This is a genomic window from Lentzea sp. NPDC004789 (genome assembly GCF_053601075.1).
Genome location: NZ_JBSGBE010000004.1, coordinates 193,168 through 218,065, shown reverse-complemented (window position 1 = coordinate 218,065; position 24,898 = coordinate 193,168). Strand labels below are relative to the sequence as shown.

The 24,898-nt window shown below is 70.2% G+C and carries 27 protein-coding genes; 12 read left to right on the top strand and 15 right to left on the bottom strand.

Features of this window, described 5'->3' with window-relative positions; all coding sequences use genetic code 11:
* Positions 1 to 212 precede the first annotated feature (212 nt).
* The 7 genes from mnmA to ACWEIJ_RS11400 form a co-directional block, all read right to left on the bottom strand.
* Positions 213 to 1,295: a tRNA 2-thiouridine(34) synthase MnmA gene (gene mnmA / locus ACWEIJ_RS11430; RefSeq protein WP_449837064.1), complete on the bottom strand. Its 1,083-nt coding sequence runs from the start codon at positions 1,293 to 1,295 to the stop codon at positions 213 to 215.
* Positions 1,292 to 2,467, bottom strand: coding sequence for a cysteine desulfurase family protein (locus ACWEIJ_RS11425; RefSeq protein ID WP_449837063.1), 1,176 nt, complete (start codon positions 2,465 to 2,467; stop codon positions 1,292 to 1,294). Before ACWEIJ_RS11425 ends, mnmA begins: the two co-directional genes overlap by 4 nt.
* Entirely contained in the window at positions 2,467 to 3,810 is a 1,344-nt protein-coding gene (locus tag ACWEIJ_RS11420) for an MFS transporter (protein WP_449837062.1), read from the bottom strand. Before ACWEIJ_RS11420 ends, ACWEIJ_RS11425 begins: the two co-directional genes overlap by 1 nt.
* Positions 3,767 to 4,639, bottom strand: coding sequence for a lysophospholipid acyltransferase family protein (locus tag ACWEIJ_RS11415; RefSeq protein ID WP_449837061.1), 873 nt, complete (start codon positions 4,637 to 4,639; stop codon positions 3,767 to 3,769). Before ACWEIJ_RS11415 ends, ACWEIJ_RS11420 begins: the two co-directional genes overlap by 44 nt.
* Positions 4,636 to 5,409, bottom strand: a complete 774-nt coding sequence (locus ACWEIJ_RS11410) for a GNAT family N-acetyltransferase (protein WP_449837060.1) — start codon at positions 5,407 to 5,409, stop codon at positions 4,636 to 4,638. The genes ACWEIJ_RS11415 and ACWEIJ_RS11410 overlap by 4 nt, the downstream gene beginning before the upstream one ends.
* Before the next feature lie 143 nt (positions 5,410 to 5,552).
* A complete protein-coding gene (locus ACWEIJ_RS11405) occupies positions 5,553 to 6,506 on the bottom strand; it encodes an electron transfer flavoprotein subunit alpha/FixB family protein (protein WP_449837059.1) in 954 nt (317 codons plus the stop codon).
* 13 nt (positions 6,507 to 6,519) lie between these two features.
* A complete protein-coding gene (locus ACWEIJ_RS11400) occupies positions 6,520 to 7,302 on the bottom strand; it encodes an electron transfer flavoprotein subunit beta/FixA family protein (RefSeq protein ID WP_449837058.1) in 783 nt (260 codons plus the stop codon).
* A gap of 215 nt (positions 7,303 to 7,517) precedes the next feature.
* On the opposite strand from ACWEIJ_RS11400, the gene ACWEIJ_RS11395 reads away from it, so the two are divergent.
* Together ACWEIJ_RS11395 and ACWEIJ_RS11390 are read left to right on the top strand one after the other, a co-directional pair.
* Positions 7,518 to 8,360 carry a DegV family protein gene (locus ACWEIJ_RS11395; protein ID WP_449837057.1) on the top strand — a complete coding sequence of 281 codons (843 nt, stop codon included), beginning with the start codon at positions 7,518 to 7,520 and terminating at the stop codon, positions 8,358 to 8,360.
* Positions 8,361 to 8,423: 63 nt separating this feature from the next.
* Entirely contained in the window at positions 8,424 to 8,573 is a 150-nt protein-coding gene (locus ACWEIJ_RS11390) for a hypothetical protein (protein ID WP_449837056.1), read from the top strand.
* On the opposite strand, the gene ACWEIJ_RS11385 is transcribed toward ACWEIJ_RS11390, so the two are convergent.
* The 4 genes from ACWEIJ_RS11385 to ACWEIJ_RS11370 form a co-directional block, all read right to left on the bottom strand.
* A complete protein-coding gene (locus tag ACWEIJ_RS11385) occupies positions 8,574 to 9,377 on the bottom strand; it encodes an isocitrate lyase/PEP mutase family protein (RefSeq protein ID WP_449837055.1) in 804 nt (267 codons plus the stop codon).
* A 73-nt stretch (positions 9,378 to 9,450) separates the two neighbouring features.
* The gene (locus ACWEIJ_RS11380; protein WP_449837054.1) at positions 9,451 to 10,011 is read right to left on the bottom strand and encodes a hypothetical protein; all 561 of its coding nucleotides are present in this window, start codon (positions 10,009 to 10,011) and stop codon (positions 9,451 to 9,453) included.
* A gap of 14 nt (positions 10,012 to 10,025) precedes the next feature.
* Entirely contained in the window at positions 10,026 to 10,583 is a 558-nt protein-coding gene (locus ACWEIJ_RS11375; RefSeq protein ID WP_449837053.1) for a hypothetical protein, read from the bottom strand.
* A complete protein-coding gene (locus ACWEIJ_RS11370; protein ID WP_449837052.1) occupies positions 10,580 to 11,254 on the bottom strand; it encodes a hypothetical protein in 675 nt (224 codons plus the stop codon). Before ACWEIJ_RS11370 ends, ACWEIJ_RS11375 begins: the two co-directional genes overlap by 4 nt.
* Positions 11,255 to 11,257: 3 nt before the next feature.
* Here ACWEIJ_RS11370 and ACWEIJ_RS11365 point away from each other — a divergent pair, with 3 nt between their 5' ends.
* The 6 genes from ACWEIJ_RS11365 (at position 11,258) to ACWEIJ_RS11340 (ending at position 16,963) form a co-directional block, all read left to right on the top strand.
* Entirely contained in the window at positions 11,258 to 11,509 is a 252-nt protein-coding gene (locus ACWEIJ_RS11365; RefSeq protein ID WP_449837051.1) for a hypothetical protein, read from the top strand.
* Positions 11,510 to 11,845: 336 nt separating this feature from the next.
* Entirely contained in the window at positions 11,846 to 12,688 is an 843-nt protein-coding gene (locus ACWEIJ_RS11360; protein WP_449837050.1) for a DegV family protein, read from the top strand.
* Between the two features lie 21 nt (positions 12,689 to 12,709).
* Entirely contained in the window at positions 12,710 to 13,447 is a 738-nt protein-coding gene (locus ACWEIJ_RS11355) for a class I SAM-dependent methyltransferase (protein WP_449837335.1), read from the top strand.
* Positions 13,444 to 14,907 (top strand): 1,4-alpha-glucan branching protein domain-containing protein, encoded by a 1,464-nt coding sequence (locus ACWEIJ_RS11350; protein ID WP_449837049.1) that lies wholly within the window; start codon positions 13,444 to 13,446, stop codon positions 14,905 to 14,907. Before ACWEIJ_RS11355 ends, ACWEIJ_RS11350 begins: the two co-directional genes overlap by 4 nt.
* A 4-nt stretch (positions 14,908 to 14,911) precedes the next feature.
* A complete protein-coding gene (locus ACWEIJ_RS11345; RefSeq protein ID WP_449837048.1) occupies positions 14,912 to 16,159 on the top strand; it encodes a glycosyltransferase family 4 protein in 1,248 nt (415 codons plus the stop codon).
* 48 nt (positions 16,160 to 16,207) lie between these two features.
* The gene (locus ACWEIJ_RS11340; protein WP_449837047.1) at positions 16,208 to 16,963 is read left to right on the top strand and encodes an SGNH/GDSL hydrolase family protein; all 756 of its coding nucleotides are present in this window, start codon (positions 16,208 to 16,210) and stop codon (positions 16,961 to 16,963) included.
* On the opposite strand, the gene ACWEIJ_RS11335 is transcribed toward ACWEIJ_RS11340, so the two are convergent.
* Positions 16,926 to 17,687 carry an acyltransferase gene (locus ACWEIJ_RS11335; protein WP_449837046.1) on the bottom strand — a complete coding sequence of 254 codons (762 nt, stop codon included), beginning with the start codon at positions 17,685 to 17,687 and terminating at the stop codon, positions 16,926 to 16,928. The two genes, ACWEIJ_RS11340 and ACWEIJ_RS11335, sit on opposite strands and share 38 nt — an antisense overlap.
* Before the next feature lie 54 nt (positions 17,688 to 17,741).
* On the opposite strand from ACWEIJ_RS11335, the gene ACWEIJ_RS11330 reads away from it, so the two are divergent.
* The 3 genes from ACWEIJ_RS11330 to ACWEIJ_RS11320 all read left to right on the top strand — a co-directional run bounded on the left by ACWEIJ_RS11330 (position 17,742) and on the right by ACWEIJ_RS11320 (position 22,270).
* Complete coding sequence (locus ACWEIJ_RS11330) at positions 17,742 to 18,026, top strand: hypothetical protein (RefSeq protein WP_449837045.1); 285 nt, start codon at positions 17,742 to 17,744, stop codon at positions 18,024 to 18,026.
* A gap of 91 nt (positions 18,027 to 18,117) precedes the next feature.
* Complete coding sequence (locus ACWEIJ_RS11325) at positions 18,118 to 18,954, top strand: nucleoside hydrolase (protein WP_449837044.1); 837 nt, start codon at positions 18,118 to 18,120, stop codon at positions 18,952 to 18,954.
* Between the two features lie 58 nt (positions 18,955 to 19,012).
* Positions 19,013 to 22,270, top strand: coding sequence for a GH92 family glycosyl hydrolase (locus ACWEIJ_RS11320; RefSeq protein WP_449837043.1), 3,258 nt, complete (start codon positions 19,013 to 19,015; stop codon positions 22,268 to 22,270).
* Between the two features lie 76 nt (positions 22,271 to 22,346).
* Here ACWEIJ_RS11320 and ACWEIJ_RS11315 read toward each other — a convergent pair whose 3' ends face one another.
* Together ACWEIJ_RS11315 and ACWEIJ_RS11310 are read right to left on the bottom strand one after the other, a co-directional pair.
* Positions 22,347 to 22,985, bottom strand: a complete 639-nt coding sequence (locus tag ACWEIJ_RS11315) for a TetR/AcrR family transcriptional regulator (protein ID WP_449837042.1) — start codon at positions 22,983 to 22,985, stop codon at positions 22,347 to 22,349.
* A 13-nt stretch (positions 22,986 to 22,998) separates the two neighbouring features.
* On the bottom strand, positions 22,999 to 23,730 hold the full coding sequence (locus ACWEIJ_RS11310) for an esterase/lipase family protein (RefSeq protein ID WP_449837041.1): 732 nt from the start codon (positions 23,728 to 23,730) through the stop codon (positions 22,999 to 23,001).
* 113 nt (positions 23,731 to 23,843) lie between these two features.
* Between ACWEIJ_RS11310 and ACWEIJ_RS11305 the strand changes: the two genes are divergently transcribed.
* Complete coding sequence (locus ACWEIJ_RS11305) at positions 23,844 to 24,551, top strand: nucleotidyltransferase domain-containing protein (protein ID WP_449837040.1); 708 nt, start codon at positions 23,844 to 23,846, stop codon at positions 24,549 to 24,551.
* On the opposite strand, the gene ACWEIJ_RS11300 is transcribed toward ACWEIJ_RS11305, so the two are convergent.
* A complete protein-coding gene (locus ACWEIJ_RS11300) occupies positions 24,505 to 24,894 on the bottom strand; it encodes a DUF4267 domain-containing protein (RefSeq protein ID WP_449837039.1) in 390 nt (129 codons plus the stop codon). The genes ACWEIJ_RS11305 and ACWEIJ_RS11300 overlap by 47 nt on opposite strands.
* Positions 24,895 to 24,898 lie beyond the last annotated feature (4 nt).

Genomic DNA, 24,898 nt, shown 5'->3' with positions numbered 1-24,898 from the left:
AACCCAACTACGCAACCGGCAGCCGCCGTAAGCAACAGGCGTGCCATCAACCCGCGTACGGCGCCGGCCGGTCCTTGATCAGATCGGCCGGGTCCGGGGCGGAGCCCCGAAAGCCCTGAAACGCGACCCACCCAACGCAAGGTGACCACCCGCAAACTCGCGTCTCGCAAGGCAACCGCCCGGTGCCAACGCGCCCACCTGCGAACGGCAGCTCACGAAGTGGCGTCGATCGTCGCGCTGGCCAGCACGACGTCCCCCGCCACGTCCTCCCGATAAACGGCCACAGCCTGCCCAGGAGCCACACCCTTCAACGGCTCCCGCAGCTGAACCCGCAAAACCCCGTCCACCAGCTCAGCCACCGCAGGCGCCGTCCCCCCATGCGCCCGCACCTGCGCCACACACTCCACAGGCCCGTCCAACTCAACGTGCACAACAGCCGAGGAAGCAGAAATCCCGGTGACCGCCAGCTTCTCAGCCGCACCCACCCGAACGTTGCCAGAAACAGGCTCCAACGACAGCACGTACCGAGGCCGCCCATCAGGAGCCGGCCCGGAGATCCCGAGCCCCTTGCGCTGCCCCACCGTGAACTCGTGCACCCCGGCGTGCCGCCCGAGCACCGCACCGGTCTCGTCGTCGATCAGCAGACCCGGCTTGGTCTCCATGCGACCGGCCAGGAACTTCTGGGTGTCGCCGTCCGGGATGAAGCAGATGTCGTGCGAATCAGGCTTCTTGGCCACCGACAGGCCGCGCGAGGCAGCCTCGACCCGCACGTCGTCCTTCACCGTGTCCCCCAACGGGAACATCGCGTGCGCCAGCTGCTCGTCGGTCAGCGAGGCGAGCACGTAGGACTGGTCCTTGCCCAGATCCGCGGCCCGGCGCAGCTCCGGCCGGCCGTCCACGACGGCGAGTCGCGCGTAGTGCCCGGTGCACACCGCGTCGAACCCGAGCGCGATCGCCTTGTCCAGCAACGCCTCGAACTTGATCCGCTCGTTGCACCGCAGGCACGGGTTGGGCGTGCGGCCGGCCGCGTACTCGGCGACGAAGTCCTCGACGACCTCCTCGGTGAACCGCTCCGCGAAGTCCCAGACGTAGAACGGGATTCCCATCAGGTCGGCGGCGCGGCGCGCGTCGTGCGCGTCCTCGATCGTGCAGCAGCCGCGGGCGCCGGTGCGCAGGGTGCCGGGCTTGGCCGACAACGCGAGGTGCACGCCCGTGACGTCGTGTCCCGCTTCGACGGCTCGTGCCGCCGCCACCGCGGAGTCGACACCACCGCTCATCGCCGCGAGGACCTTCACTGCTTGACCACCTTCCGGTTGCGCCTCATGCCTGCCAGACCTGCCGTACGCGCGCGTTCTACCACCGGGCCGATGACCTCCGCGAGCTTCTCAACGTCCGCACGCGTCGAGGTGTGCCCGAGCGAGAACCGCAGCGAGCCGCGGGCGAGAGCGGGTTCGACGCCCATCGCCAGCAGCACGTGCGACGGTTGCGCGACGCCGGCCGTGCACGCGGAGCCCGTCGAGCACTCCACCCCGCGGGCGTCGAGCAGCATCAGCAGGCTGTCGCCCTCGCAGCCGGGGAACGTCAGGTGCGCGTTGCCGGGCAGGCGGTCGACCGGGTCGCCGTTCACGATCACGTCCGGCACCACCGCGCGAACCGACGCGATCAGCTCGTCGCGCAGCGCGGCCAGTTCAGCAGCACGGGAAGCCTGCTCGTCCACCGCGATCCGCACGGCCCGCGCGAGACCGACGATCGACGGCACGTCCAGCGTGCCGGAGCGGACGTCCCGCTCCTGGCCGCCGCCGTGCAGCAACGGCGTGCACTTCACGTCACGCGCCAGCAGCAGCACACCGACGCCGTACGGGCCGCCGACCTTGTGGCCGGTCATGGTCAGCGCGGACGCTCCGGAAGCGGCGAAGTCGACCGGCACCGCGCCCATGGCCTGCACGGCGTCCGTGTGGAACGGCACACCGCGCTCCGCGCACACGCGCGCGATGTCGTGCACCGGGTTGATGGTGCCGACCTCGTTGTTGGCCCACATCGTCGTGACGAGCGCGACGTCGTCGGAGGCGTCCAGAGCGGCTTCGACGGTCTCCGCAGAGACCCGGCCGCACGAGTCGGTCTCCAGCCACGTGACCTCGGCGCCCTGCTGCTCCAGCCACTCCACGGCGTCCAGCACGGCGTGGTGCTCGACGGCCGAGGCCAGCACCCGGCGCTTGCCGGAGGCCCAGTAGATGCCCTTGACCGCGAGGTTGTCGCTCTCCGTGCCGCCGCCGGTGAAGAGCACCTCGGACGGCCGGGCGCCCAGGGCGTCGGCGATGGTCTCGCGGGCCTCCTCGATCGCACGCCGCGCCCGCCTGCCGGAGGTGTGCAGCGACGAGGCGTTGCCCGTGGTGGACAACGCCTCGGTCATGGCCGCGACCGCCTCGGGGTGCATCGGGGTCGTGGCAGCGTGGTCGAGATAAGCCATCAGGACTCAAGGGTAGCCCGCATGCGTGGTCCGGTCAGAATCGCTCCCACCACGGCCAACGCCGCCATGGACAGGTTCAGCACCACCACGCCCGCGGTCGGCGCGGTCGCCACCACCACGACGCCGCCGAGTCCGATCATGGTCGCGGAGAAGAGCATGTCCGAGATCTGCAGTGCCGCCGAGTTGAAACCCCGGTCCTGCTCGGGCGACGCGGCCATCATCAGCACGCCGACGCTGGAGGTCGCGAGGCCCATGCCCGCGCCGGCGAAGCCCCACAGGACCAGCGTCAGCCAGGCAGGGCCCCACGAAGGTGCGATGAGCGTCACGGCCGCCATGCCGGTCGCGGTGAACAGGAACCCGACCCGCACGAGCGTGTGGCGCTCGATCTCGGGGTGCCGCGACGCCCACATCGACGCACCGGCCCAGCCGAGCGCGCTCAGCGTCAGCGGCAGACCAGCCTCCAGCGGCGAGTAGCCGTGCACGACGGTCAGCGTGAGCGGGATGAAGCCCTCGACGGCGAAGAACGTGCCGGCCAGCAGGCCGCGCGCGAGGATCGTGACCGGCAGGCCGCGCCGGGCGATCAGCGTGCCCTTGGGCAGCAGGATCCGCAGCGCGGGCGCCAGCAGCAGCAACGCCACCGCGAGCAGCCACCACGTGCGGTGCTGCAGCGACCAGCTCAGGCTCGCCACGCCCACCCCGACCGCCACCGCGGCGACCGGCAGGTACCTGCGCTGCGGCGGGGTCGCGTCGTGCGGCGGCAGGGCCTTGAGCACCGGGATCAGCAGCAGGCTGCCGAACAGCACCAACGGCACGATCGCGAGGAACACCAGCCGCCAGGTCAGGTGCTCGGTCGCCCAGCCCGCGACCGCCGGCCCCACCAGCGACGGCACCACCCACGCCGCGGACAGCGCGCCGAACACGGCCGGCCGGTCGCTCTCGGGATAGGCGAGCGCGATCAGCACGTAGATCGCGACGATCAGCAGGCCCGCGCCGAAACCCTGCAGCACCCGGCCGGCCAGCAGCACCGTCATGCTCTCCGCCAGGCCCGCGACGACCAGGCCCGCCAGGAAGACCGTCACCCCGATCAGCACCGACGGCTTCGGTCCCCGCCGGTCGGAGAGCCGTCCGGAGAAGACCGTGGCGATGACGCTCGCCGCGAGGTTCGCGAGGAACGGCCACGCGTACAGCGCCTCGCCCTTGAGCTCGTGGACCATCGTGGGCATCGCCGTGCCGACGCCCATCGCCTCGAAGGCGAGGAGCGTGACCAGCAGCAGGATGCCCGTCGTGGGCCAGCGGCGGTCAGGCGACCAGAGGCGTGATGGAGCGGACGCGGTGAGAGTCACCCGTTGATGGTGCTATCTCCAGTTCGGTCGAGGTCAAGCGGTTTGACTGCTCTTCGGCGAGTTTCGCCAGCTCGCGCCGGTTCGCCGCGCGGCCGGGAGCGATCTCGTCGAGCACGTGCACCTCGACGACCAGGCCCTTGACCTTCAGCACCCGGCGGATCGAGTCGACCAGCGTGTCGCTGCCGACGAACGCCGGCTGCGTGGTCACGTGACCGCCGATCCGGTACCGCAGCACGATCGGCCGCACCGGCACACCGGCGTCGAGCGCGGCCTGGAACAGCGCGGGCCGGTAGCGCCCGGACGCGAGCCCGCACCACGTCGTGCCCTCGGCGTGGATGCCGACCGCACTGCCGTTGCGCAGGGTCGCGGCGAGCTCGGCGACCGTCCGCGGCAGCTCGCGCAGCTTCTCCCGGTCGAGGTAGACCGTGCCCGCCGCGGTGATGAGCCGGCCGAGCACCGGCCAGCCCTTGATGTCCTTCTTGGCGACGATCCTGATCGGCTGCACCGAGTCGATCGCCAGCTCGTCCAGCCAGGACACGTGGTTGCACGCGACGAGCACACCGCGCTTCGGGATCTCCTGGAACCTCCTGGCGCCGTGGACCTCCAGCTTCACGCCGAAGGCCCGCAGCACCGCGTGGAACCACAGGCGGACGACGCTCTCCCGCTGCCTGCCCGGCAGCAGGAGGGCGAGCGCGATCGCTGCGCCGCAAAGGATCGCGGCGGCCGCCGTGACCGCCCGCCACGTCTGCCGGAACCCGCTCACCTGTTCCGGCGCACCGCTGACGCACCCGTCGCCGCACGGCGACGTGGGCATCCAGGCGTGACTCATGCCGTCTCCCCCAGGAAGAACTTGAGATAGCGCTGATCCACGTGGTCCATGCCGAGCAGGATGAAGAGGTCCGCGACCCCGAAGTCCGCGTCGAGGGCGGGCCGCCCGCAGACCTTGGCGCCCAGCCGCAGGTAACCCTTGAGCAGCGGCGGGATCACCGTCCTGGCGGGCCGTGCGATCCGGTCGACGTCCCACGGGTGGTGCGGCGTGACGCGGTACTGCTCGGGCGCGTAGTGCTTGGCGTGCACGGTGTCCCAGACCCCGGCCGCGAGGCCGCCGCCGTCGTGCAGCGGGATGGACGCGCACCCGACGAGCCACTTGTGGCCGCTCAGCAGCATGTACCGGGCGATGCCCGCCCACACGAGGCTGACGACGGCACCGTTGCGGTGGTCGGGGTGCACGCAGGAGCGCCCGGTCTCCACCGTGGTGTGCCGGATGTCGTCGAGGTTCGCGAGGTCGAACTCGCCGTCGCTGTAGAGCCGGCCGGCCTCCCTCGCGCGCTCCGGCGGCAGCATGCGGTAACCGCCGACGATCGCACCGGTGCGGTCGTCGCGGACCACCAGGTGGTCGCAGTGCTCGTCGAACTCGTCGACGTCGAGGCCGGGCACGCCGGTGTGCAGCGTCGCCCCCATCTCACCGGCGAACACGTCGTAGCGCAGTCTCTGCGCGGCGACGACTTCTTCGCCGTCACGGGCGACGAGGAGGGAGTAGCGGGGGGCGTCCTCGTCCTGCTGGACGGGGGTGCTGACAAGCAGTTCCGGCTGCGTCATGCGAACCAGGGTGAAGCCGGGTCGGCGAATGACAGCAGGTCAGAACGATGACGCCTCAGTGGCAGTCGGGTTAACCGCTGGTTGTCCCGTGAACGCGGATGGGCCGCCCCGTGAACGGGACGGCCCATCCGCACGAGCTGTGCTCAGCCCTTGCGCTTGCGGACCTCTTCGGTCAGCTGCGGCGCGACGTTGAACAGGTCGCCCACCACGCCGAAGTCGGCGATCTCGAAGATCGGGGCCTCGGGGTCCTTGTTGACCGCGACGATCGTCTTCGAGGTCTGCATGCCCGCGCGGTGCTGGATGGCACCGGAGATGCCCAGCGCCACGTACAGCTGCGGCGAGACCGTCTTGCCGGTCTGGCCGACCTGGAACTGGTGCGGGTAGTAGCCGGAGTCGACGGCGGCGCGCGAGGCACCGACGGCGGCACCCAGCGAGTCCGCGAGCTCCTCGACGACGGAGAACTTCTCCGCCGAGCCGACGCCGCGGCCACCGGAGACGACGACCGAGGCCTCGGTGAGCTCCGGGCGGTCGCCACCGACGACGGCCTCGCGGGAGGTCACGCGGGCGGCCTTGGCGGCGTCCACGGAGATGGTCACCGACTCGTCCAGCACGGCGTCCGCGGCCGACTCCTCGGCCTCGACTCCGCCGGGGCGGACGGTGATGACCGGGGTGCCGGTGCCGACCTTGGACTTGACGACGAACGCGCCACCGAAGATCGACTGCACGCCGGTGCCGTCCGCTTCGAGGTCGACGACGTCCACGAGCAGACCGCCGCCGAGACGCACGGCGAGACGGCCCGCGACCTCCTTGCCCTCGACGGTCGCGGAGACGAGCACCGCGGACGCACCGGAGGCGAGCGCCGCGAGGGCGTCGACCTTCGGGGTGACGAGGAAGTTCACCGCGTCGTCGGACTCGACGGCGTAGACCTTCGCGGCGCCGAAGCGGCCGAGCGACTCGCGGATCTTCGCCGCGGTGCCGGGCGCGCCCACGACCACGGCGGCCGGAGTGCCCAGGCGACGGGCGGCGGTGAGCAGCTCGTAGCTGACCTTCTTGACCTCGCCGTCGACGTGGTCGACCAGAACCAGAACTTCAGACATGACTTCCCCTCCCTCAGATGAGCTTCTGGCCGACGAGGAACTCGGCGATCTTCTGGCCGCCGTCGCCGCCGTCCTCGACGCGCTGACCGGCGCTGCGCGGCGGCTTCGGGGCCGCCTCCAGCACCTGCGTCCACGCACCGGACAGGCCGACCTCGGACGCGTCGATGCCCAGGTCCGCCACGGTGACCGTGGAGACCGGCTTCTTCTTCGCGGCCATGATGCCCTTGAAGGACGGGTAACGCGGCTCGTTGATCTTCTCGGTCACGGAGACCACGGCCGGGAGCGACGCCTCGAGGAACGCGACGCCCTCGTCGGTCTCGCGCTCGCCCTTGATCGTGGTGCCCTCGACGGTGACCTTGCGCAGCTGGGTGACCTGCGGCAGGCCGAGCAGCTCGGCGAGGATGGCCGGGACAGCGCCCGCGCGACCGTCCGTCGCCTCGTTGCCCGCGATGACCAGGTCGACGTTCTCGACCGTGCCGATCGCCTTCGCGAGGACCTTCGCCGTGGCCAGCACGTCCGAGCCGTGCAGCGCCTCGTCGCTCACGTGGATCGCCTTGTCGGCACCCATCGACAGCGCCTTGCGGATGGCGTCGGTGGCGCGGTCGGGACCCATCGCGATCACGGTGACCTCACCGCCGTGGGCCTCCTGCAGCTGCAGGGCCTCTTCGACGGCGCGCTCGTTGATCTCGTCGAGCACGGCATCCGCGGACTCGCGGTCAAGGGTGTGGTCGGCGTCGGTGAGCTTGCGCTCGGACCAGGTGTCAGGCACCTGCTTGACCAGGACAACAATGTTCATAGGTCCTCTTCGACCTCCTGCGGACGGGCGGCGACGCTTGCGCAGAGGACTGTAGGACTGCGCCGCCGGGTGTTCACGACCCTGCCATCACTCGGATGTTACCCGCCAGTAGCACCCCTGCAAACGGCAGCAAGCACCCCGCAAGCGTGACAGTTGTCACCCGTTCAAGACACCTGGAGAGACTTAACCCATTCGGGGGACTACGCTGCCCCGACATGTACCGGCGAGTAGCAGTTGTGACCGACTCCACGGCCTGCCTCCCGGCGCAGCTGACTGATCAACTCGGCATCGAGGTCGTCCAGATCCAGGTCCGGATCGGCGACCACACGGATGACGAGTCCCGCATCCCGGTCCCCGAGCTGGTCTCGGCCATGCGTTCGAACGTGCCGGTGGCGACGATCCCACCCGATCCCGGCGCGTTCTTCTGGACGTACAACGAACTGGCGGCGCAGGGCGTCCGCTCGATCGTGTCCGTGCACGTGTCCGGCGGGCTGTCCGCGACCGTCGAGGCGGCCCGCACCGCGGCCGCCCAGGTCCGCGTGCCCGTGCACGTCGTCGACACGCACACCTGCGGGATGAGCATCGGCTACGCCGTCCAGGCCGCCGGCAAGATCGCAGAAGCGGGCGGCAGCGTCGAGAGAGTTCTCGAGACCGCCCAGCGTCGTTACGACAGATCCACCGAACTGATCTACGTCGACACCCTCGAGTACCTGCGGCGCGGCGGCCGCATCGGTGCCGCGGCGGCGCTGGTCGGCTCGGCGCTGTCGATGAAGCCGCTGCTGACCATGGCCGACTCCCAGATCACCCCGCTGGACCGGGTGATGGGCGCCGACCGCGCGCTGAACCGGATGCTGGACATCGCGATCAAGCGCGCGGGGACCGACACCGTGGACGTGGCCGTCGAGCACTTCGACGCCGAGGAGAAGGCGTCCCGGCTGCTGCGCGACCTCCGGCGCCGCGTGCCCAACGTCCGCCAGTTCATGCTGACCCAGGTCAGCTCGGCGATCGGGGCCCACGTGGGCCCCGGCGCGCTGGGCATCACCGTTTCACCGGTCTGAGCTTCGGGAACTCCGGGTCCGTTCCGTCCGTTGAACTGGACGTAACGGACACCGGGAGGACCGATGCCCTCGTTCATGGACAAGATCACCAGGTTCCTGCGCAGCCCGCAGGGCCAACGGCTGCAGGCCAAGGCCCGGCAGATGGCTCAGGACCCGCACAAGCGCGCCCAGGCGGAGCAGCTGCTGCGCAAGTTCCGCGGCAAGAAGCACTGATCAGCCCAAAAGCGCGTTGAGCTCTCCGTACTCGATGCCGCCTTCGACACTGCGGTAGGTGCCTCGGGTCAGCAGTTCCTCCGCCGCCCTGCGCGCGACCGCGTAGGCGGCCTCGGCGACCGCCGACCCGAGGCTCATCCGGGCGACGCCCGCCTTCGCCAGCTCGCCGACGGCGGGCGCGCCCGGCCCCACGAGCACGTTCAACGGGGCCGCGATCCCCTTGGCCAGCTCGGTGACCGTCTCCAGGTCGGTCACGCCCGGCACGAAGATCCCGCTCGCCCCCGCCTCCAGGAAGCTCGCCGCACGTGCCAGCGTGCGCTCCAGCCGATCCGCGGGGTCGCCGATCTGCCTCAGGTACGTGTCGATCCGCGCGTTGATGTAGAGGTCCGGCCCGGCCGCACGAGCCGCCGCGTACCGTTCCTTCTGCTCCTCGATGTCGCGCAGCCCACCGCCGAGCCCGTCCTCGATGTTCACGCCGGACGCCCCGGCCTCGGCGATCGCGTGGACCGTCTCGGCCACCTCGTCGGCGGTGCGGCCGAAGCCGGACTCGATGTCGGCGCTCACCGGGATCCCGACCGCCCGCACGATCCTGGCGACGAGGTCGACCGCCCGGTCCCTGCCGAGCCGGTCGCCGTCCGCCGCACCGAGGCTCCACGCCACACCGGCGCTCGTGGTGGCGACCGCCTTGGCACCGGCGGCCTCGACGACGAGGGCGGACGCCACGTCCCAGGCGTTCGGCAGGGCGAGCGGACCGGGCTGGTGAAGGGCGTGGAAGAGCTGGGTGCGATCGGTGCTGGAAGTCATGATCAGAGTGATATCAGCGGGCACCGACAGATGTCCGGCGAGTTTCGGACAGGAACCGAAGGCTTTCGGACCTTCAGTTGCTGCCGGCCTTGCGGCGCACCTCTTCGAACGTCCGCAGGTACCGCTGGCGGAAGTCCTCGCGCTCGACCCACGTGGTGTGCTCGACCGGTTGCGGTGGCGCGGGTGGCGGCAGCGTCGCCTCCGCGGGCACTTCCGGCTCCGGCTCGGGTTCCTGCTCCTCGACGAGGTCCTCGACGCTCTCAGAAATGTCGGTGCTCGCGGCTACGCTCGATTCGGGGGCTTCAACTTCCCCCAAGGGGGGCGCGAGGTCCCCATCCCGATCGTATCCGGCGGCACCGACAGTTTCGGGTTCCGCCAGCGCCGCCAGCGCCGGCTCCAGCTGCGGCAGCCCCACCACGGGGTTGCGGTGGATGGGCCGCGAGTCGTACTCGTCGTCGACCGGCTCCACACGCGCGGGCTTCTCGACCCACGTCCGTTCGACCGGCCGGTCCGCGGCGGACGCCGACGGCCCGCGGGCGTCCTCGCGGCGCCGCATCAGCACGTACATCAGGGCTGCCCCTAACGTGAAGGACAGCACGCACAACCCGAAGACGATCCCGACGGCCCCTGCCATGACCAGGCTCCTACCTATACGACGAGGACGTCGACCTGTGGTCCGCCGTCCGAGGGCGGGCCCCAGACGGGGTCCACGATCACCCGAGTGATCACGACGTTCGCCACCCCCTGCTCGGCCAGGTAGTCGCGCACCAGGCCGGCTCTCTCCCTCGCGAGCACGTCGCACCGGTGCGACGCAGTCTCGCCGTTCCACGCATGGGCCACCAGGGTCACAGTGCCCCCGCTGATGTTGCGCAGGGCACTGGCCAAACCGCGCCGCACGGCCTCACCGCGGCCCACGAGAGACGACGTGCCCGGTGCGAACGTGATGCCCTTGACCGCGTGCGAGGTGAACAGGTCGCGCACGCGCTGCTGCGCGACCGGCGCGGGCACCGGCTGCGGTGCGGGTGGCTGCATCCGCTGCGGTGCCACGAAGTCGTTCACCGGCACCGGTCCGAACCGCGCGACGGGCTCGGCGGGTGACGACGACAGCGCCGACTCCAGCTCCTCGCCGTAGACCGAGAAACCGAATGCCGTCACCGACGCGGGCACCATCAGCGCCCCGGCGACCAACGGCATCCAGCGCTTCACGACGCCGCCACCTGCTCCGGGATCAGCACCGGGGTGACGCGGTCGGCGGCCACGGCCAGCGCGGCACGGGCGGCGGACAGCTGCGCGTGCACGGTCCGGCGGAGCTCGTGCAGCTCGTCGGTCCGGTCGGCGACCTCGGCCAGCCGGCGGTTCGCCTCGCGGCAGGCGACCTTCACCACGAACTCGGCGCGCGCCCGCGCCAGCGCCTCCTGCTCCTGCAGGTGTTGCGCGGCCTCGTTGCGGCGGCGGGTCATGGTCAGCTCGAAGAACTGCTGCGCCTTCTGGCGCTTGCGCTCCGAGTCGGCCTCGAGGGAGTTGCACGCCAGCGCCGTCTCGCGCAGCAGGCGGTCGGCGTCGTTCTGGGCCTGCTCGACGGCGGCGGCGCACTCGCGCTCCACCTCGTCGGCGCGCTGGCGGTGCTGGGCCTCCAGGTCGGCGCAGCGGCGTTCCATCTCCAGCTCGCGGCGTTCCATCGCGGCGGCGCGGGTGGCGCAGTCCTGGCGGCTCGCGTAGAGCTCGGACTCGGCCTCCGACCGCATCGCGGCCGCCTCGCGTTCGGCGTCCGCGCGCAACGCGGCGATCTCCACGTCGGTGCGCTGACGGAGGTCGTTGCACTCGCGTTCGGCCTTCAGGTGCATCTCCGCGGCCTCGTCCTCGGCGAGGCGGAGCATGCGGTGCATTCGTTCGGTGGCGCCGGCGTGCGTGCCCGAAGTGGACTCGAGACGTTCGATGCGGGCGCGCGCCTCGTCCAGATCCCGGCGGGTCATTTCGAGCAGCTTGCGCAAATCGGCGGCCTGCGCCAGCGCCTCGGCGCGGTCGAGACTCGTGAAGCGCAGCTGCTCCTCGAGATTCTCGATGTGCTCGATGACCTGGCGTCGATGAAAACCTCGGTAGACAACGTCGAAAGCGGCGTGCAGCGGAACTAGTTCCTGCTCTTTTGCACCCATGGTCACCTACTCACTGAACCAGGCTGAAGATTGTGCGAGCTTACCCAGGGCGGGTACGGCCAACCAGTGTCGACAGTGGACAGAACGGGTAGGTGTAACGCGTGGAATATCGCGACCTTCCTGCACAAACGACACCCGTGTAGATCAACTCCAAACAACGAGCAGTCACCCGATTGTGTCAAGTAGGACGCCTTTCCGTGGGGTTCACTCCGCGCGTTCGTTGTGCACGGAAAGCAACCACCCAGGCGTAGATCACACGAATTGACATCCATCGTTGGTGGCTAGTGCGATCACGCTTCGTTAACCTTGTCGTTCGTGCCCTCACGAGTAGCCGTCGTCACCGACTCGACCGCGTCACTTCCGGCCCGTCTGGCGGAGCGGTTCAACATCATCACGGTCCCGATGCAGCTGAAGATCGGGTCGGAACTGATCGACGAGGCCTACGTGCCGACCGACCGGCTGCTGCAGGCGATGGACGCGCAGATCCCGATCACGACCCAGCCGCCCGCGCCGGACGCGTTCTTCTGGGCCTACCAGGACGCGTGGGCCAAGGGCGCGGAGACGATCGTGTCGGTGCACGTGACGCACAAGCTCTCGCCCGCCACCGACGCGGCGAAGGCGGCCGCGGCCAAGTCGCGGGTGCCGGTGTTCATCGTGGACTCGCACTCGTCGGGCATGACGCTCGGGTTCGCCGCCCTCGCGGCCGCGCGGATCGTGCAGAGCGGCGGCAACGTGCAGCACGCGCGCAGCGTCGCGGAGGAACGCGGTCGCAACGCCAGCGTGCTGATCTACGTCGACACGCTGCAGTACCTGCGCCAGGCGGGCCGGGTCAGCGCCGCCGCGAAGCTCTTCGGTGACGCGCTCTCGGTCAAGCCGCTGCTCACCGTCGTCGACGGCGAGGTGGAGCCGTTCGACAAGGTCGTCGGCCGCGAGAGAGCGCTCGGCAAGCTCGTCGACAAGGCCGTGGCGCTCGCGTACGGGCGCGACGTGGACCTCGCCGTCGAGCACTTCGCGGCCGAGAAGGAGGGCCACGAGCTGCTGCAGATGCTGCAGCAGCGGATCCCGCACGCCCGCGACGTCGTCCTGACGCAGGTCAGTGCGGCGATCGGCGCGAACGTGGGCCCCGGTGCGCTGGCCGTTACCGTCTCGCCGTTCTGATCATCACTACTGGCAAGTAACCTGACGGGCGTGACCCTCCCCCTGACCGGCGAACGCACGGTGCCCGGCATCGCCGAGGAGAACTACTGGTTCCGCCGGCACGAAGCCGCGTACCTGCACCTCATCGGACACTGCGCGGACGCGGTCGTGCTGGAGGCCGGCTGCGGCGAGGGCTACGGCGCCCAGCTGATCCGCACGGTCGCGCGGCGGGTGATCGCGCTCGACTACGACGAGCTGACGTCCCAGCACGTCGCCCGGTCCTATCCGGAGCTGAACGTGCTGCGCGGGAACCTCGCGACACTGCCGTTGCGCGACGGCGGCGTCGACGTGGTGGCGAACCTGCAGGTCATCGAGCACCTGTGGGACCAGGAGGGTTTCCTCGCCGAGTGCCGCCGGGTGCTGCGTCCCGGCGGGAAGCTCATCGTGACGACGCCGAACCGGCTCACGTTCTCGCCCGGCCAGGACACGCCGCTGAACCCGTTCCACACCAGGGAGCTGGCACCGTCCGAACTGGACGAGATGCTGCGCGAGGCTGGTTTCCGGGTTGACGAACTGACGGGACTGCGTCACGGACAGAGGCTTGACTCCGTGCTGGATGGACAGATCATCAACGCACAGGTCGAAGTCGCCCTGTCCGGTGCGCCGTGGCCGGCCGAGCTGAAGGAGGCGGTCGAGTCGGTGACGGTGGAGGACTTCGACATCACGCCCGACGACATGGACACGTGCCTCGATCTGGTGGCCGTGGCGGTGCGCGCGTGAGCCCGAAGGCGACCGAAGGCACGTTCTGCCTGGTCCTGCACAGCCATCTGCCCTGGCTCGCCCACCACGGCACGTGGCCGGTCGGCGAGGAGTGGCTCTACCAGGCGTGGGCGCACTCGTACCTGCCGGTCGTGGACATGCTGCGGCGGTTCGCCGACGAGGGCCGCGAGGACGTGCTGACGCTCGGCGTCACGCCGATCCTGGCCGCGCAGCTGGACGACCCCTACTGCCTGCGGGCCGCGCACGACTGGCTCGGCAACTGGCACCTGCGTTCGCACCACGCGGGCGAGCGGCTGCGCGAGCTCTCCGCGTACGAGCACCGCGCGTCCGCGTGGGCGCTGGATCAGTTCGAAAGCCATTGGCGGCACGGGTTCTCGCCGATCCTGCGGTCCCTTGTGGACTCTTCGACGATCGAGCTGCTCGGCGGGCCGGCGACGCATCCCTTCCAGCCGTTGCTGGACCCGCGGGTGCGGGCGTTCGCGCTGCGCACCGGTCTGGACGACACCGCGTTGCGGATCGGCAGGGCACCGGAGGGGATCTGGGCGCCGGAATGCGGTTACTCGCCCGGCATGGAGGCCGGGTACGCGGCGGCGGGCGTGCGGCGGTTCATGGTGGACGGGCCCGCGCTGCACGGCGACACGTCGTCCGCGCACCCCGTCGGGTCGTCGGACGTGCTGGCGTTCGGGCGTGATCTCGAAGTCTCGTACCGCGTCTGGTCGCCGAAGGTCGGCTATCCGGGCGATGCCGCGTACCGGGATTTTCACACCTACGACCACCCGACGGGTCTGAAGCCGTCGCGGGTGACCGGCAAGCACGTGGCGCCGGAGGACAAGCGGCCGTACGACCCTTTGCTGGCACGGGAAGCCGTTTCGCGCCATGTGGACGACTTCGTCGAGACCGTCGTGCGGCGGTTGCGGGCGATCGACGGCGGACTGGTCGTGGCGGCCTACGACACCGAGCTGTACGGGCACTGGTGGCACGAGGGTCCGTTGTGGCTGGAGGCCGTGCTGCGGGCGTTGCCGGAGGCCGGGGTGCGGGTGACGACCCTGCGCGGCGCCGTCGAGGCGGGCCACGTCGGTGCGCCCGTCGAGCTGCCCGCGTCGTCGTGGGGCAGCGGCAAGGACTGGCGGGTGTGGGACGGCGCGCAGGTCTCGGACATCGTGTCGCTGAACGAGTCGGTGCAGAAAGAGCTGCTGGGCCTGGACTTCTCCTCCGAGGTGCGGGACCTGGTGCTGGACCAGGCGGTGCGCGAGGCGTTGCTGGCGTTGTCGAGCGACTGGGCCTTCATGGTCACCAAGGACTCGGCCGCCGACTACGCGCGCTACCGCGCGAAGATTCACAGCGATCGCTTCAGCGAGCTGGCGGCGTTGGCGCGCAGCGGTCGTGGACGTGCGAGGGCGGCGGAACTCCGCGCGGCGGACGGCCCGTTCGGGCAGCTGGACGCGCGAGGAATGGGGTAACGGGATGCGCGTGCTGATGTTGTCGTGGGAGTACCCGCCGGTGGTGGTCGGCGGGCTGGGCAGGCACGTCCACGCGCTCGCGACACAGCTGGCCGCGCAGGGGCACGACGTCGTCGTGCTGTGCCGGCAACCGTCCGGCACCGACGCGATCACGCACCCGACCGTGGACGTGGTGAGCGAGGGCGTGCGGCTGATCCGCGTCGCCGAGGACCCCGCGCACCTCGTGTTCGAGAAGGACCTCGTGGCGTGGACGCTCGCGATGGGCCACGCGATGACGCGCGCCGGGCTCGCTCTCGGTTCGTGGCGGCCCGATGTCGTGCACGCGCACGACTGGCTGGTCACGCATCCGGCCGTGGCGCTGGCCGAGGCCTTCGGCGTGCCGCTGGTGGCGACGATCCACGCGACCGAGGCCGGGCGGCACTCCGGCTGGCTCTCGCACCCGTTGAACCAGCAGGTGCACTCGGTGGAGTGGTGGCTCGCGAACCGGGCCGACTCGCTGATCACGTGCTCCTCGGCGATGCGGCGCGAGGTGGCGCATCTGTTCGATGTGGACAGTGCCGACGTTTCCGTGCTGCACAACGGCATCGAGCCGGGCGGCTGGAAGGTGCGGGCGAAGGACGTCGGCGCGGCCAGGCGCGAGTACTCGCCGCACGGTGACCCGTTGCTGCTGTTCTTCGGGCGCATCGAGTGGGAGAAGGGCATCCAGGACCTGATCGCGGCACTGCCCCGGATCCGGCGGGCGTTCCGCGGCACGAGGGTCGTCGTGGCCGGCGACGGTTCGCAGACCGAGTGGCTGCAGGAGCAGGCTCGCAAGCACCGCGTGCTGCGCGCGGTGGAGTTCGTCGGACATCTCTCCGACAGGTCCTTGGCGGCGTTGCTCACCGCGGCCGACGCCGTCGTGCTCCCCTCCCGCTACGAGCCGTTCGGCATCGTGGCGCTGGAGGCCGCGGCGGCCGGCACGCCTCTGGTGGCCTCGACTGCGGGCGGGCTCGGCGAGGTCGTGCTGAACGGCGTGACCGGACTGTCGTTCGCACCTGGGGACGTGGACGGACTCGCGCGCGCGGTGCGCGACGTGCTGTCCGATCCGACGGCGGCCGCAGCTCGTGCACGCGCTGCCAAGGAGCGTCTGGCGACGGACTTCAACTGGGCGACCATCGCCGCCGGCACCGCCGAGGTCTACACCTCCGCGGTCGTGCGCGAGCCACGTGTGTTGGGACGCCCCAAAATCGCGACGGGCAACCTGTTCACTTGATCTTGGTACAGTCGTCGGTCCCGTTAACGAATGGTGACCGAGGACTGAATGAAATACCAACGCTTCGTGGCGCTCGGGGACAGCTGCACCGAGGGCCTGGACGACCTGCTGCCCGACGGCCGGTACCGCGGCTGGGCGGACCGCGTCGCGTCCGTGCTGGACGAGCCGGGGTTTCGCTACGCCAACCTCGGTGTGCGCGGCCGCCGGCTCGACCAGATGCTGGTGGAGCAGGTCCCGTCCGCCGAGGCGTTGAGGCCTGACCTGGTCGCGGTGTTCGGTGGCGGCAACGACGTGATGTCCGGGGCCTCGGCCGCGCAGATCAGGGGCCGCGTCGACGATCTCGTGCGCGCCGTGACGTCGTTCGCGCCGACCGTCGCCGTCTTCACGTTGAGCGATGTCTCGCACCGCATGCCGTTCGGGTGGCGCATGCGCCCGCGGATCGAGGCGCTGAACGACGCCGTGCGCGTCGCCGCCGTGCGCTACGGCGCGGTGCTGGTCGACGTGGCGGCCGACGAGTGCGTGCACGACTCGCGCTACTTCGGCCCGGACCGCCTGCATCTCTCGTCGCTCGGCCACCGGCGGTTGGCCGGACATCTGCTGTCGGCGTTGGAAATCCCGTTCGACCCGTCCTGGCTGGCGCCGCTGGAAGGCCAGGCCGCGCCCGCGTCCCTCCTCGACCACCTGCGGTGGCTGCGCGACCAGGTGCTGCCCGTCGCCTACTCGCGCTCACGCAACAAGCTGATCGGCCGGCAGCCCGGCGACGGCTTCAGGCCGAAGCGTCCGACGCTTCTTCCGCTCGCCTAGCCAGCGCCTCCTTGGCCTTGCGGGCCATGTCCGCGATGTCCGCCCGCCGCTGGGCATCCGCCTCGTAGTCGGCGCGCCGATCCCGCACCACCCGCGCCGGCGCGCCCACCGCGATCTTGTAGTCGGGCACGTCGCCGCGCACCACCGCGTGGGCTCCGAGGACGCACCCGCGACCCACACGAGTGCTCCGCAGGACCGTCACCTTGGCGCCGAGCCAGCAGTCCGGCCCGATCCGCACCGGCGACTTCACGATGCCCTGGTCCTTGATCGGCAGCGTGATGTCCTCGGTCTTGTGGTCGAAGTCGCAGATGTAGACCCAGTCCGCGACCAGTGAGGATGCCCCGATCTCGATGTCCAGGTAGCAGTTGACCGTGTTGTCCTTGCCGAACACGACCTTATCGCCGATCCGCAGCGACCCCTCGTGGCACCGGATCGCGTTGCCGTCCCCGATGTGCACCCAGCGCCCGATCTCCAGCCGCCCGTACCCCGGCCGCGCCATGACGTCGACCCGCTTGCCGAAGAACACCATGCCGCGCAGCACCACGTGCGGGTTGAGCAGGCGGAACTTGAGCAGCCGCCAGTACCGCACCAGGTACCAGGGCGTGTAGGCGCGGTGGCGCAGGACCCACCGCAGCGAGGCGAGCGTGAGGAACCGCGCCTGCTGCGGGTCGCGGCGCGACCTGGCCCACCGAGTCCACACCGGAGCGCCCCACATCGAAGTCATGGACCGCACTTTAACTATTCGCGGCCACCGGCCTGCTCAGGCACCATCCGTCCGGTGAACGAGGTGCGCGGCTGGATCTTCGAGGAGAACCTCACCAAGGTGGTCGAGTACGCGAGCCACCTGGCCGGCTACCGCTGGGATGATCTCGACGAAGAGGCGATGGCGGCGGGAGTGCCCGGCACCGACCCGGACCGGGACCTGTGGTTCGAGTACCCGGCCGGGCCGTGGACCCTGCGCATCGCCCAGGAGGACGGCACGCGCGTCATCCAGGTGCGGATCGGCGGCGACTTCGACGAAGTTCTCGCCGCACGTCTCGACACGTTGCTGGACCTGCACTGATGATCGCTCGCGCCACGTCGCGCCCGCTGGGCTTCCGGTGACCGCCTGCGTCCGCGGTTGGAAGCCGAACCGCGTCCGGCAAGCTGGGGGCATGGCGATCCCCTTGATCATCGACACCGACCCCGGCGTGGACGACGCGTTCGCGATCGCGCTCGCCGCCCGCAGCCCCGAGGTCGACCTGGTCGGCCTCACCACGGTGTTCGGCAACGTCGCGCTCGACCTCACCACCCGCAACGCCCTGCGGCTGCTCGCCCACCTCGGCCGCACCGACGTGCCGGTGGTGCGGGGCGCGGAGGGACCGAGCGGGGCCGCGGACGTGCACGGGGAGGACGGGCTCGGCGGGCAGGCCCACACGTTGCCCGAGAGCGACCGGGAGATCTTCGGGAGTGACGTCACGACGTTCTTCCGCGAGCGCCTCACACCGGAGACCGTGGTCGTCGCCATCGGCCCGCAGACCAACATCGCGAGGGCGCTGGACGCCGGCGTCGAGTTCCCCCGGCTGATCGTCATGGGCGGCGGGCTCGACGTCGGGAACACGACCACGCGCGCCGAGTTCAACTTCTGGGCCGACCCCGCCGCGGCCCGCACGGTGATCCGGAAGGGCGATCCGGTCGTCGTGCCGCTCAACCTCACGCACCGGTGCATCGCCGACACCGAGTTCCTCAGCAGGGTCGACCCGGTGCTGAGCAACCTCACCGGCACCTACCGCGCGTACCTGGCGAACCGGTCGGAGAACACCGGGATCTACGTCCACGACGCCGTGGCGGTGGCCGAGGCGATCGTGCCCGGCACGCTCACGACGAAGTCCCGCCTGCTCGACGTGGACGACGAGGGTGCGTTGGTCGAAGGAAAGCACCAGGTAGAGGTCGCCGAGGACACCGATTGGCCCGCGCTGAGGACCTTCATGGAGCAGCGCTTGTCCGTTTGACGACAACTTCGCGTCGCTCTCTGGGGTTGCGCGGGCACGGTAAGTAGGGTCCGCGACCATGCAGCGAAGAGTCCTCACGACAGCTGCGGTGGCGGTGGCCATGGCATTCGGAGTGGTCCCTGCCTCCGCACAGCCCCAGATTCAGGTGGTGCCGGATCCCGCGGCGCACGTGAACCCGTTCATCGGCACGACGAACCTCGGGAACACGTTCCCCGGCGCGGTCGTGCCGTTCGGCATGTTCTCCTTCAGCCCCGAGGCGAGTCGCGGCAACACCCTGCGCGCCGCGGCTCCCGGTGGCTACCGGTACGACGCCACGAAGATCCGCGGCTTCAGCCTCACGCACATGTCCGGCACCGGGTGCGCGGGCGGCAGCGGTGACATCCCGATCTTCCCGCACGTCGGCACGGTCACCACCTCGCCGACCGCGGACGCGAAGGACGAGGTCTACGCCAGCGAGTTCGCGCACGCGGACGAGGTGGCCAAGCCCGGCCGCTACGACGTGACGCTCCGCTCCGGCGCCAAGGCCGAGCTCTCCGCCACCGAACGCACCGGCGCGGCGCGGTTCTCGTTCCCCGCCGGCAAACCCTCGACGGTGCTGATCAACACCTCCAAGTCGCAGGTCGGCAGCAGTGACGCCGAGACCGTGATCGACAAGGCGAAGCGCACGGTCACCGGCAGCGTCACGGCAGGCAACTTCTGCGGGTACATCAACCAGGTGGGCCGCCGGAGCTACTACACGCTGCACTTCGTGGCGGAGTTCGACCAGGACTTCGCCGAGGTCGGCACATACCATGACAACGTTGTCACCCCTGGCAGCACGTCTGCCGCGGGCGGCACGACGTACGGGACGAACGGCTGGCCGGTGCTCGGCAAGGGCTCCGGCGCCTACCTCGGGTTCGCGCCCGGTTCGCAGGTGAACGTCAAGGTCGGCATCTCCTACGTCAGCCTGGACAACGCCAGGCAGAACCTCGCGGCCGAGAACAAGGGTCAGTCCATTGAGGACATGAGGGACAACGCGTACATCGCGTGGCAGAAGCAGCTCAGGCGCATCGAGGTCGGCGGCGGCTCCGATGACGAGCGGACCAAGTTCTACACCGCGCTGTACCACTCGCTGTTGCACCCCAACCTGTTCAGCGACGTCAACGGCGAGTACGCCGGCTTCGACGGCAAGACCCACAGGATCGACCGCTCACGGCAGAAGGCGCAGTACGCGACCTTCTCCGGCTGGGACGTCTACCGCTCGCAGCTGCAACTGGTGACGCTGCTGGAACCGCAGGTCGGGTCGGACATCGCGCAGTCGCTGCTCAACCAGGCCGACCAGAACAACGGCGTCTGGGACCGCTGGACGCACAACGGCGGCGGCACGCACGTCATGAACGGCGACCCCGCGCCCATCGCGCTGGCGGCGATCGCGGCGTTCGGCGGCGACAGGTACGACATCAGGTCGTCGCTGCGCAGCCTGGTCAAGGCCGCGACCGTGCCGACGGAGGCCGACCTGAGCAAGGACGGCTGGGCCGTGATGTCGGTCGGACAGCGGCCGTCGCTCGACAAGTACCTGAAGAACAAGTACATGCCGTCCGTGTCGAACGCCTGGGGCGGCGCGGCGGAGACCCTGGAGATCTCCGCGGCGGACTTCGCGATCAGCCAGCTCGCCGCACGGGTCGGCGACCGTTCCGTGCAGCGCACGTTCGCCGAGCGCGCGCAGTGGTGGCAGAACAACTTCGACCCGGTCGCGGACGCCACCGGCGGCTACGTCCGCAACCGCAACGCCGACGGCACGTGGGTCAAGGACTTCACGCCGGACACCGGCAACGGTTTCGTCGAGGGCAGCAGCGCGCAGTACACGTGGATGGTCACGCACAACGTCGCCGGCCTCGTGGAGGCGCTCGGCGGTCGTGAGCGTGCCACCAAGCGGCTCGACGACTTCTTCCACAACGCGGACGGCAGCTGGGCGTTGACGGGCAAGGGCGGCGCGAAGTCCGAACTGGACAACGAGCCGTCGATCAACGTCCCGTGGCTCTACAACTACACGGGCCAGCCGGCGAAGACGCAGGAGACGTTGCGCGAGACCATCAACACGCTGTGGAAGAACGCCACCGGCGGCATTCCCGGCAACGACGACCTCGGCGCCATGTCGTCCTGGTACGTCTTCACCGCCATGGGCATCTACCCGCAGGTGCCCTCGCGCGCCGAGCTGGTGCTGAGCAGCCCGCTGTTCACGTCGGTGAAGATCAACCGCGGTGGCGGCAAGGACATCACGATCACCGCGCCGGCCGCGAACACCGCCACGAAGTACGTGCAGTCGCTGAAGGTCAACGGCCGTGCGTCCACCAGGACGTGGTTGCCGGAGTCGTTCGTGGAGCACGGCGGCAAGCTGGACTTCGTGCTGGGCAAGGCGCCTTCCTCGTGGGGCACGGGCGCGTCGGACGCGCCGCCGTCGTTCCGCGAGGGCGAACAGCCGATCAGGCACGACCAGCCGTACTACCTGACGGTCGAACCGCGGCAGCTGGTCGTCGAGCCGGGCGGGTCGGTCACCGCGAAGGTCAACTCGGTCAAGCTCTACGACGGCGACCCGAAGGCGACCTACGCGGTCACCGGCCCGGCGGGGCTCACGTTCACGCCGGCGACCGGTGCGGTGCCGTCCGAGTTCACGGTGACGGCCGCGCCCGCAGTCGCGCAGGGCTTCTACGACATCACCGTCACGGTGACCGTCGAGGGTGCCGCGAAACCGGTCGTGCTGCCGCAGATCGTGAAGGTCGCGCCGGCGGGCAGCATGCTCGCGGCCGTGAACAACGTCGGCGCGTCCGACGACGCGGACGGCGAGGGCGACTTCGACGGCGGCGGCTACAGCTACTCGCGCCAGGCCCTGGCGACCGCGGGCCTGTCCCCCGGCGGCACCGGCACGGTCGACGGCCTGACGTTCACCTGGCCGTCGTCACCTCCCGGCCGTCCGGACAACGCGACCGCGGCGAAGCAGACGCTCGCCCTGTCCGGCACGCGGCTCGCCTTCCTGGGCGCGGCCGCGAACGGGGGCCGCACCCGTGCCGCGGTGGTCACGTTCACCGACGGCACCACGGCCGCCGTCGACATCGGTTTCAGCGACTGGACGCTGGGCGGCGGCGGCCAGACACCCGGCTACGGCAACGTGATCGTCGCCAACACGCCGTACCGCAACCAGTCCGGTGGCGGCAGCGAGAAGGTGGCCACGCACATCTTCGCGACGAAGACGTACACGGCACCGGAAGGCAAGGCGCTGGCGAGCATCGTGCTGCCGGAGGACCCCGACCTGCACATCTTCGCCGTCGCACTGGGTTAGTCGCACGTCGTCGTGAGTGGTTGTGGTCGTCTGGGCGACCACAACCACTCACGACGTGAACAAATAATGCAAACCATTAACCTTTTTGGGCGGCCAGCGTCTCCGGCGACGGGGTCGCGCTCAGTCCGGCGACCACCATGTCGATGAGGTTGTTCACGAACAGCTCGTTCGTGTGCCCGGCCGGCTCGTCGTCGAGCAGCCGTGCGCGCGCGGCGAACGAACTGACGAGCTGCACGCGCAGTGAGGCGAACCGTTCCGCCAGGACGGCGTCCGGCAGCCCGGCCAGCACCTCGCGGAGCCACCGCGCGACCGCCTGTCCCGCCGGCGCCTCACCGCGGAACGAGATCTGATAGGCCAGCGCCGGATGGCTGTGCTGCGCGACGATGCGCAGGTGCGCCCTGCCGAGCGGGCTTTCCAGGTCGTCGGCCATGGGGGCGGCGAGCGCGTGCACCAGGGTTCTCAGGTCCGTCGTGCGCTCGTCCGCGACGATCGCGGCGACGAGCTGCGCGCGCCTGGCCTCGACGGCGGCGAAGTGGAGGCGGAGGATCTCCTGCACCAGCTCCGCCTTGCCGCCGAAGTGGTAGTGCAGCGCGGACTCGTTGCGGGCACCGATCGCGTCGTGCAACTGCCGCGCGGTGACGCGATCGACGCCCTCCCTGGCGAACAGCAGCGCACCCTGTTCGAGCAGGGCGTCACGGGTCGATGGACTGGCCACCGGCAAACCGTACCTACGGGCACGTCACGGTGAGCCCCCGGTGGAGTGCGACGTCGACGATCAGATCGCGCATGACGGGACTGTCGTACTCGACGCGATGTTCGAGCTCCAGACTGGCGCACAGATCCTGCGCGGCAACGTTGGTCGCACCGTCGGCCAGCGGGATGTCCTCACCGTTGATGCCGCCATTGCTCTCGTGGCTGTACAGGTGCACGTAGTCGACGCTGCCCGGGGTGTCGTCGCCGCTGTTCAGCTCGCCGAGGAACGCCGACCCCGGCCGCATCTGCACGCACGAGGCGGAGGCGCAGATGTTGGCCTTGTTCGTGCCGTAGTTCACGCCACCCAGCGAGATCATCGTGCCCACCGTGCCGAGCCCGCCGTCGAACTTCACGCAGTAGCGGACCGCCAGCGCACCCTGCGAGTGACCGACCACGTCGACCTTCGCCGCGCCGGTCTCCCGGCGGATCTCGTCGATCCGGTCGCAGACCGCGCGCGCCGAGACCTTGATGTCCACCGAGCCGGGCGGTCTGCCGGACAACGGCATGGAGTACGCGGTGAAGCCCTGGGAGCGGAAGTACGCCAGGGCGTCGTCCATGTAGCCGGCCGGACCGAAGGTCCCGCCCACCAGCAGCAGCGGACGAGCAGGCGTGGCGGCGTCGGCCGCGGTCACGCCCGACGCCGCCAGCGTCAGCGCGGCGAACGAGCCCAGGACCCAACGCCACGACGAACTGAATCCATATCGCATGAAACCCCCATTGCCATTGTCGGATTGCGCACAGCCTGGCGTGCACGCCGATTAATGTCAAACATTACTCGCATCCGCACCGACGCCCCGGCCGGAACCAATAGGGTGGGGCTGTGTTCACCGTTGCGGAACGCGACCGGCTGCGTCGCGACCTGACCGACGCCGCGGAGACCGACCAGCGCGTGATCGGGGCGGCGCTGACGGGATCGGCCGCGGTGGGCCGGGAAGATCGCTGGTCCGACCTCGACCTCGCGTTGTCGGTCGAGGGTGAGCTGGACGCGGTGGTGGCCGACTGGACCGCGCTCATGTACGCGCGCGGCGCGGTCAGCCACCTCGACGTGCGGCACGGGTCCGTGCTCTTCCGGGTCTTCCTGATGCGGTCGACCCTGCAGGTGGATCTCGCCTTCTGGCCCTCGGCCGGCTTCGGGGCGACCGGGCCGACGTTCCGGCTGCTCTTCGGCGAGGCCAACGAGATCCCGCACGCGAAGCAGCCCGGCCGGGGCGAGCTCGTCGGGCTCGCGTGGCTCTACGCGCTGCACGTGCGGTCGTCCATCGGGCGCGGCCGCGGTTGGCAGGCGCTTTACATGATCAACCACATGCGGGACCACGTGATGTCGTTGCGCTGCCTCGGCGAGGGAGTCAACGCGGTGCAGGGGCGCGGCCTAGATGATCTGCGCGATCCCGGCGAGTTCGCCGGGACGCTCGCGCTCTCCACACATCCCGACGAGCTGCGCCGGGCGTTCCACGTGCTGACGGGGCTGCTGCTGACCGAGATCAACGACTCGGCACTGGCTGCGGCCGTGCGGGCGCTGTCCGCTTGAGCAGCAGTCCCGCGGTGAGCAGCACCAGCACGGCCGCGGTGCCGTGCACCGTGATCGCGGTGACCAGGGAGCCGCCGCTCGTGATCACGGCGAAGAAGTCGCCGATCGGGATGATCGCGTCGGCCAGGACGACCCAGCCCAGGGCTCGGTACTGCTTCATCAGCAGCAGTGTCAGGGCCGTCAACGCGTATGCGATGTCACGGACGCCCTTCACGACGTAGTAGCCCGACGGGTCGACGACGCCGAACCCCGCCGCAGCCCCGCTGCCGTCCAGCAGGTAACCCAGGCCGAACCAGAAGCCGGCCAGCACGACGAGCCAACCCATGATCGTGGACAAGCGCATTGCA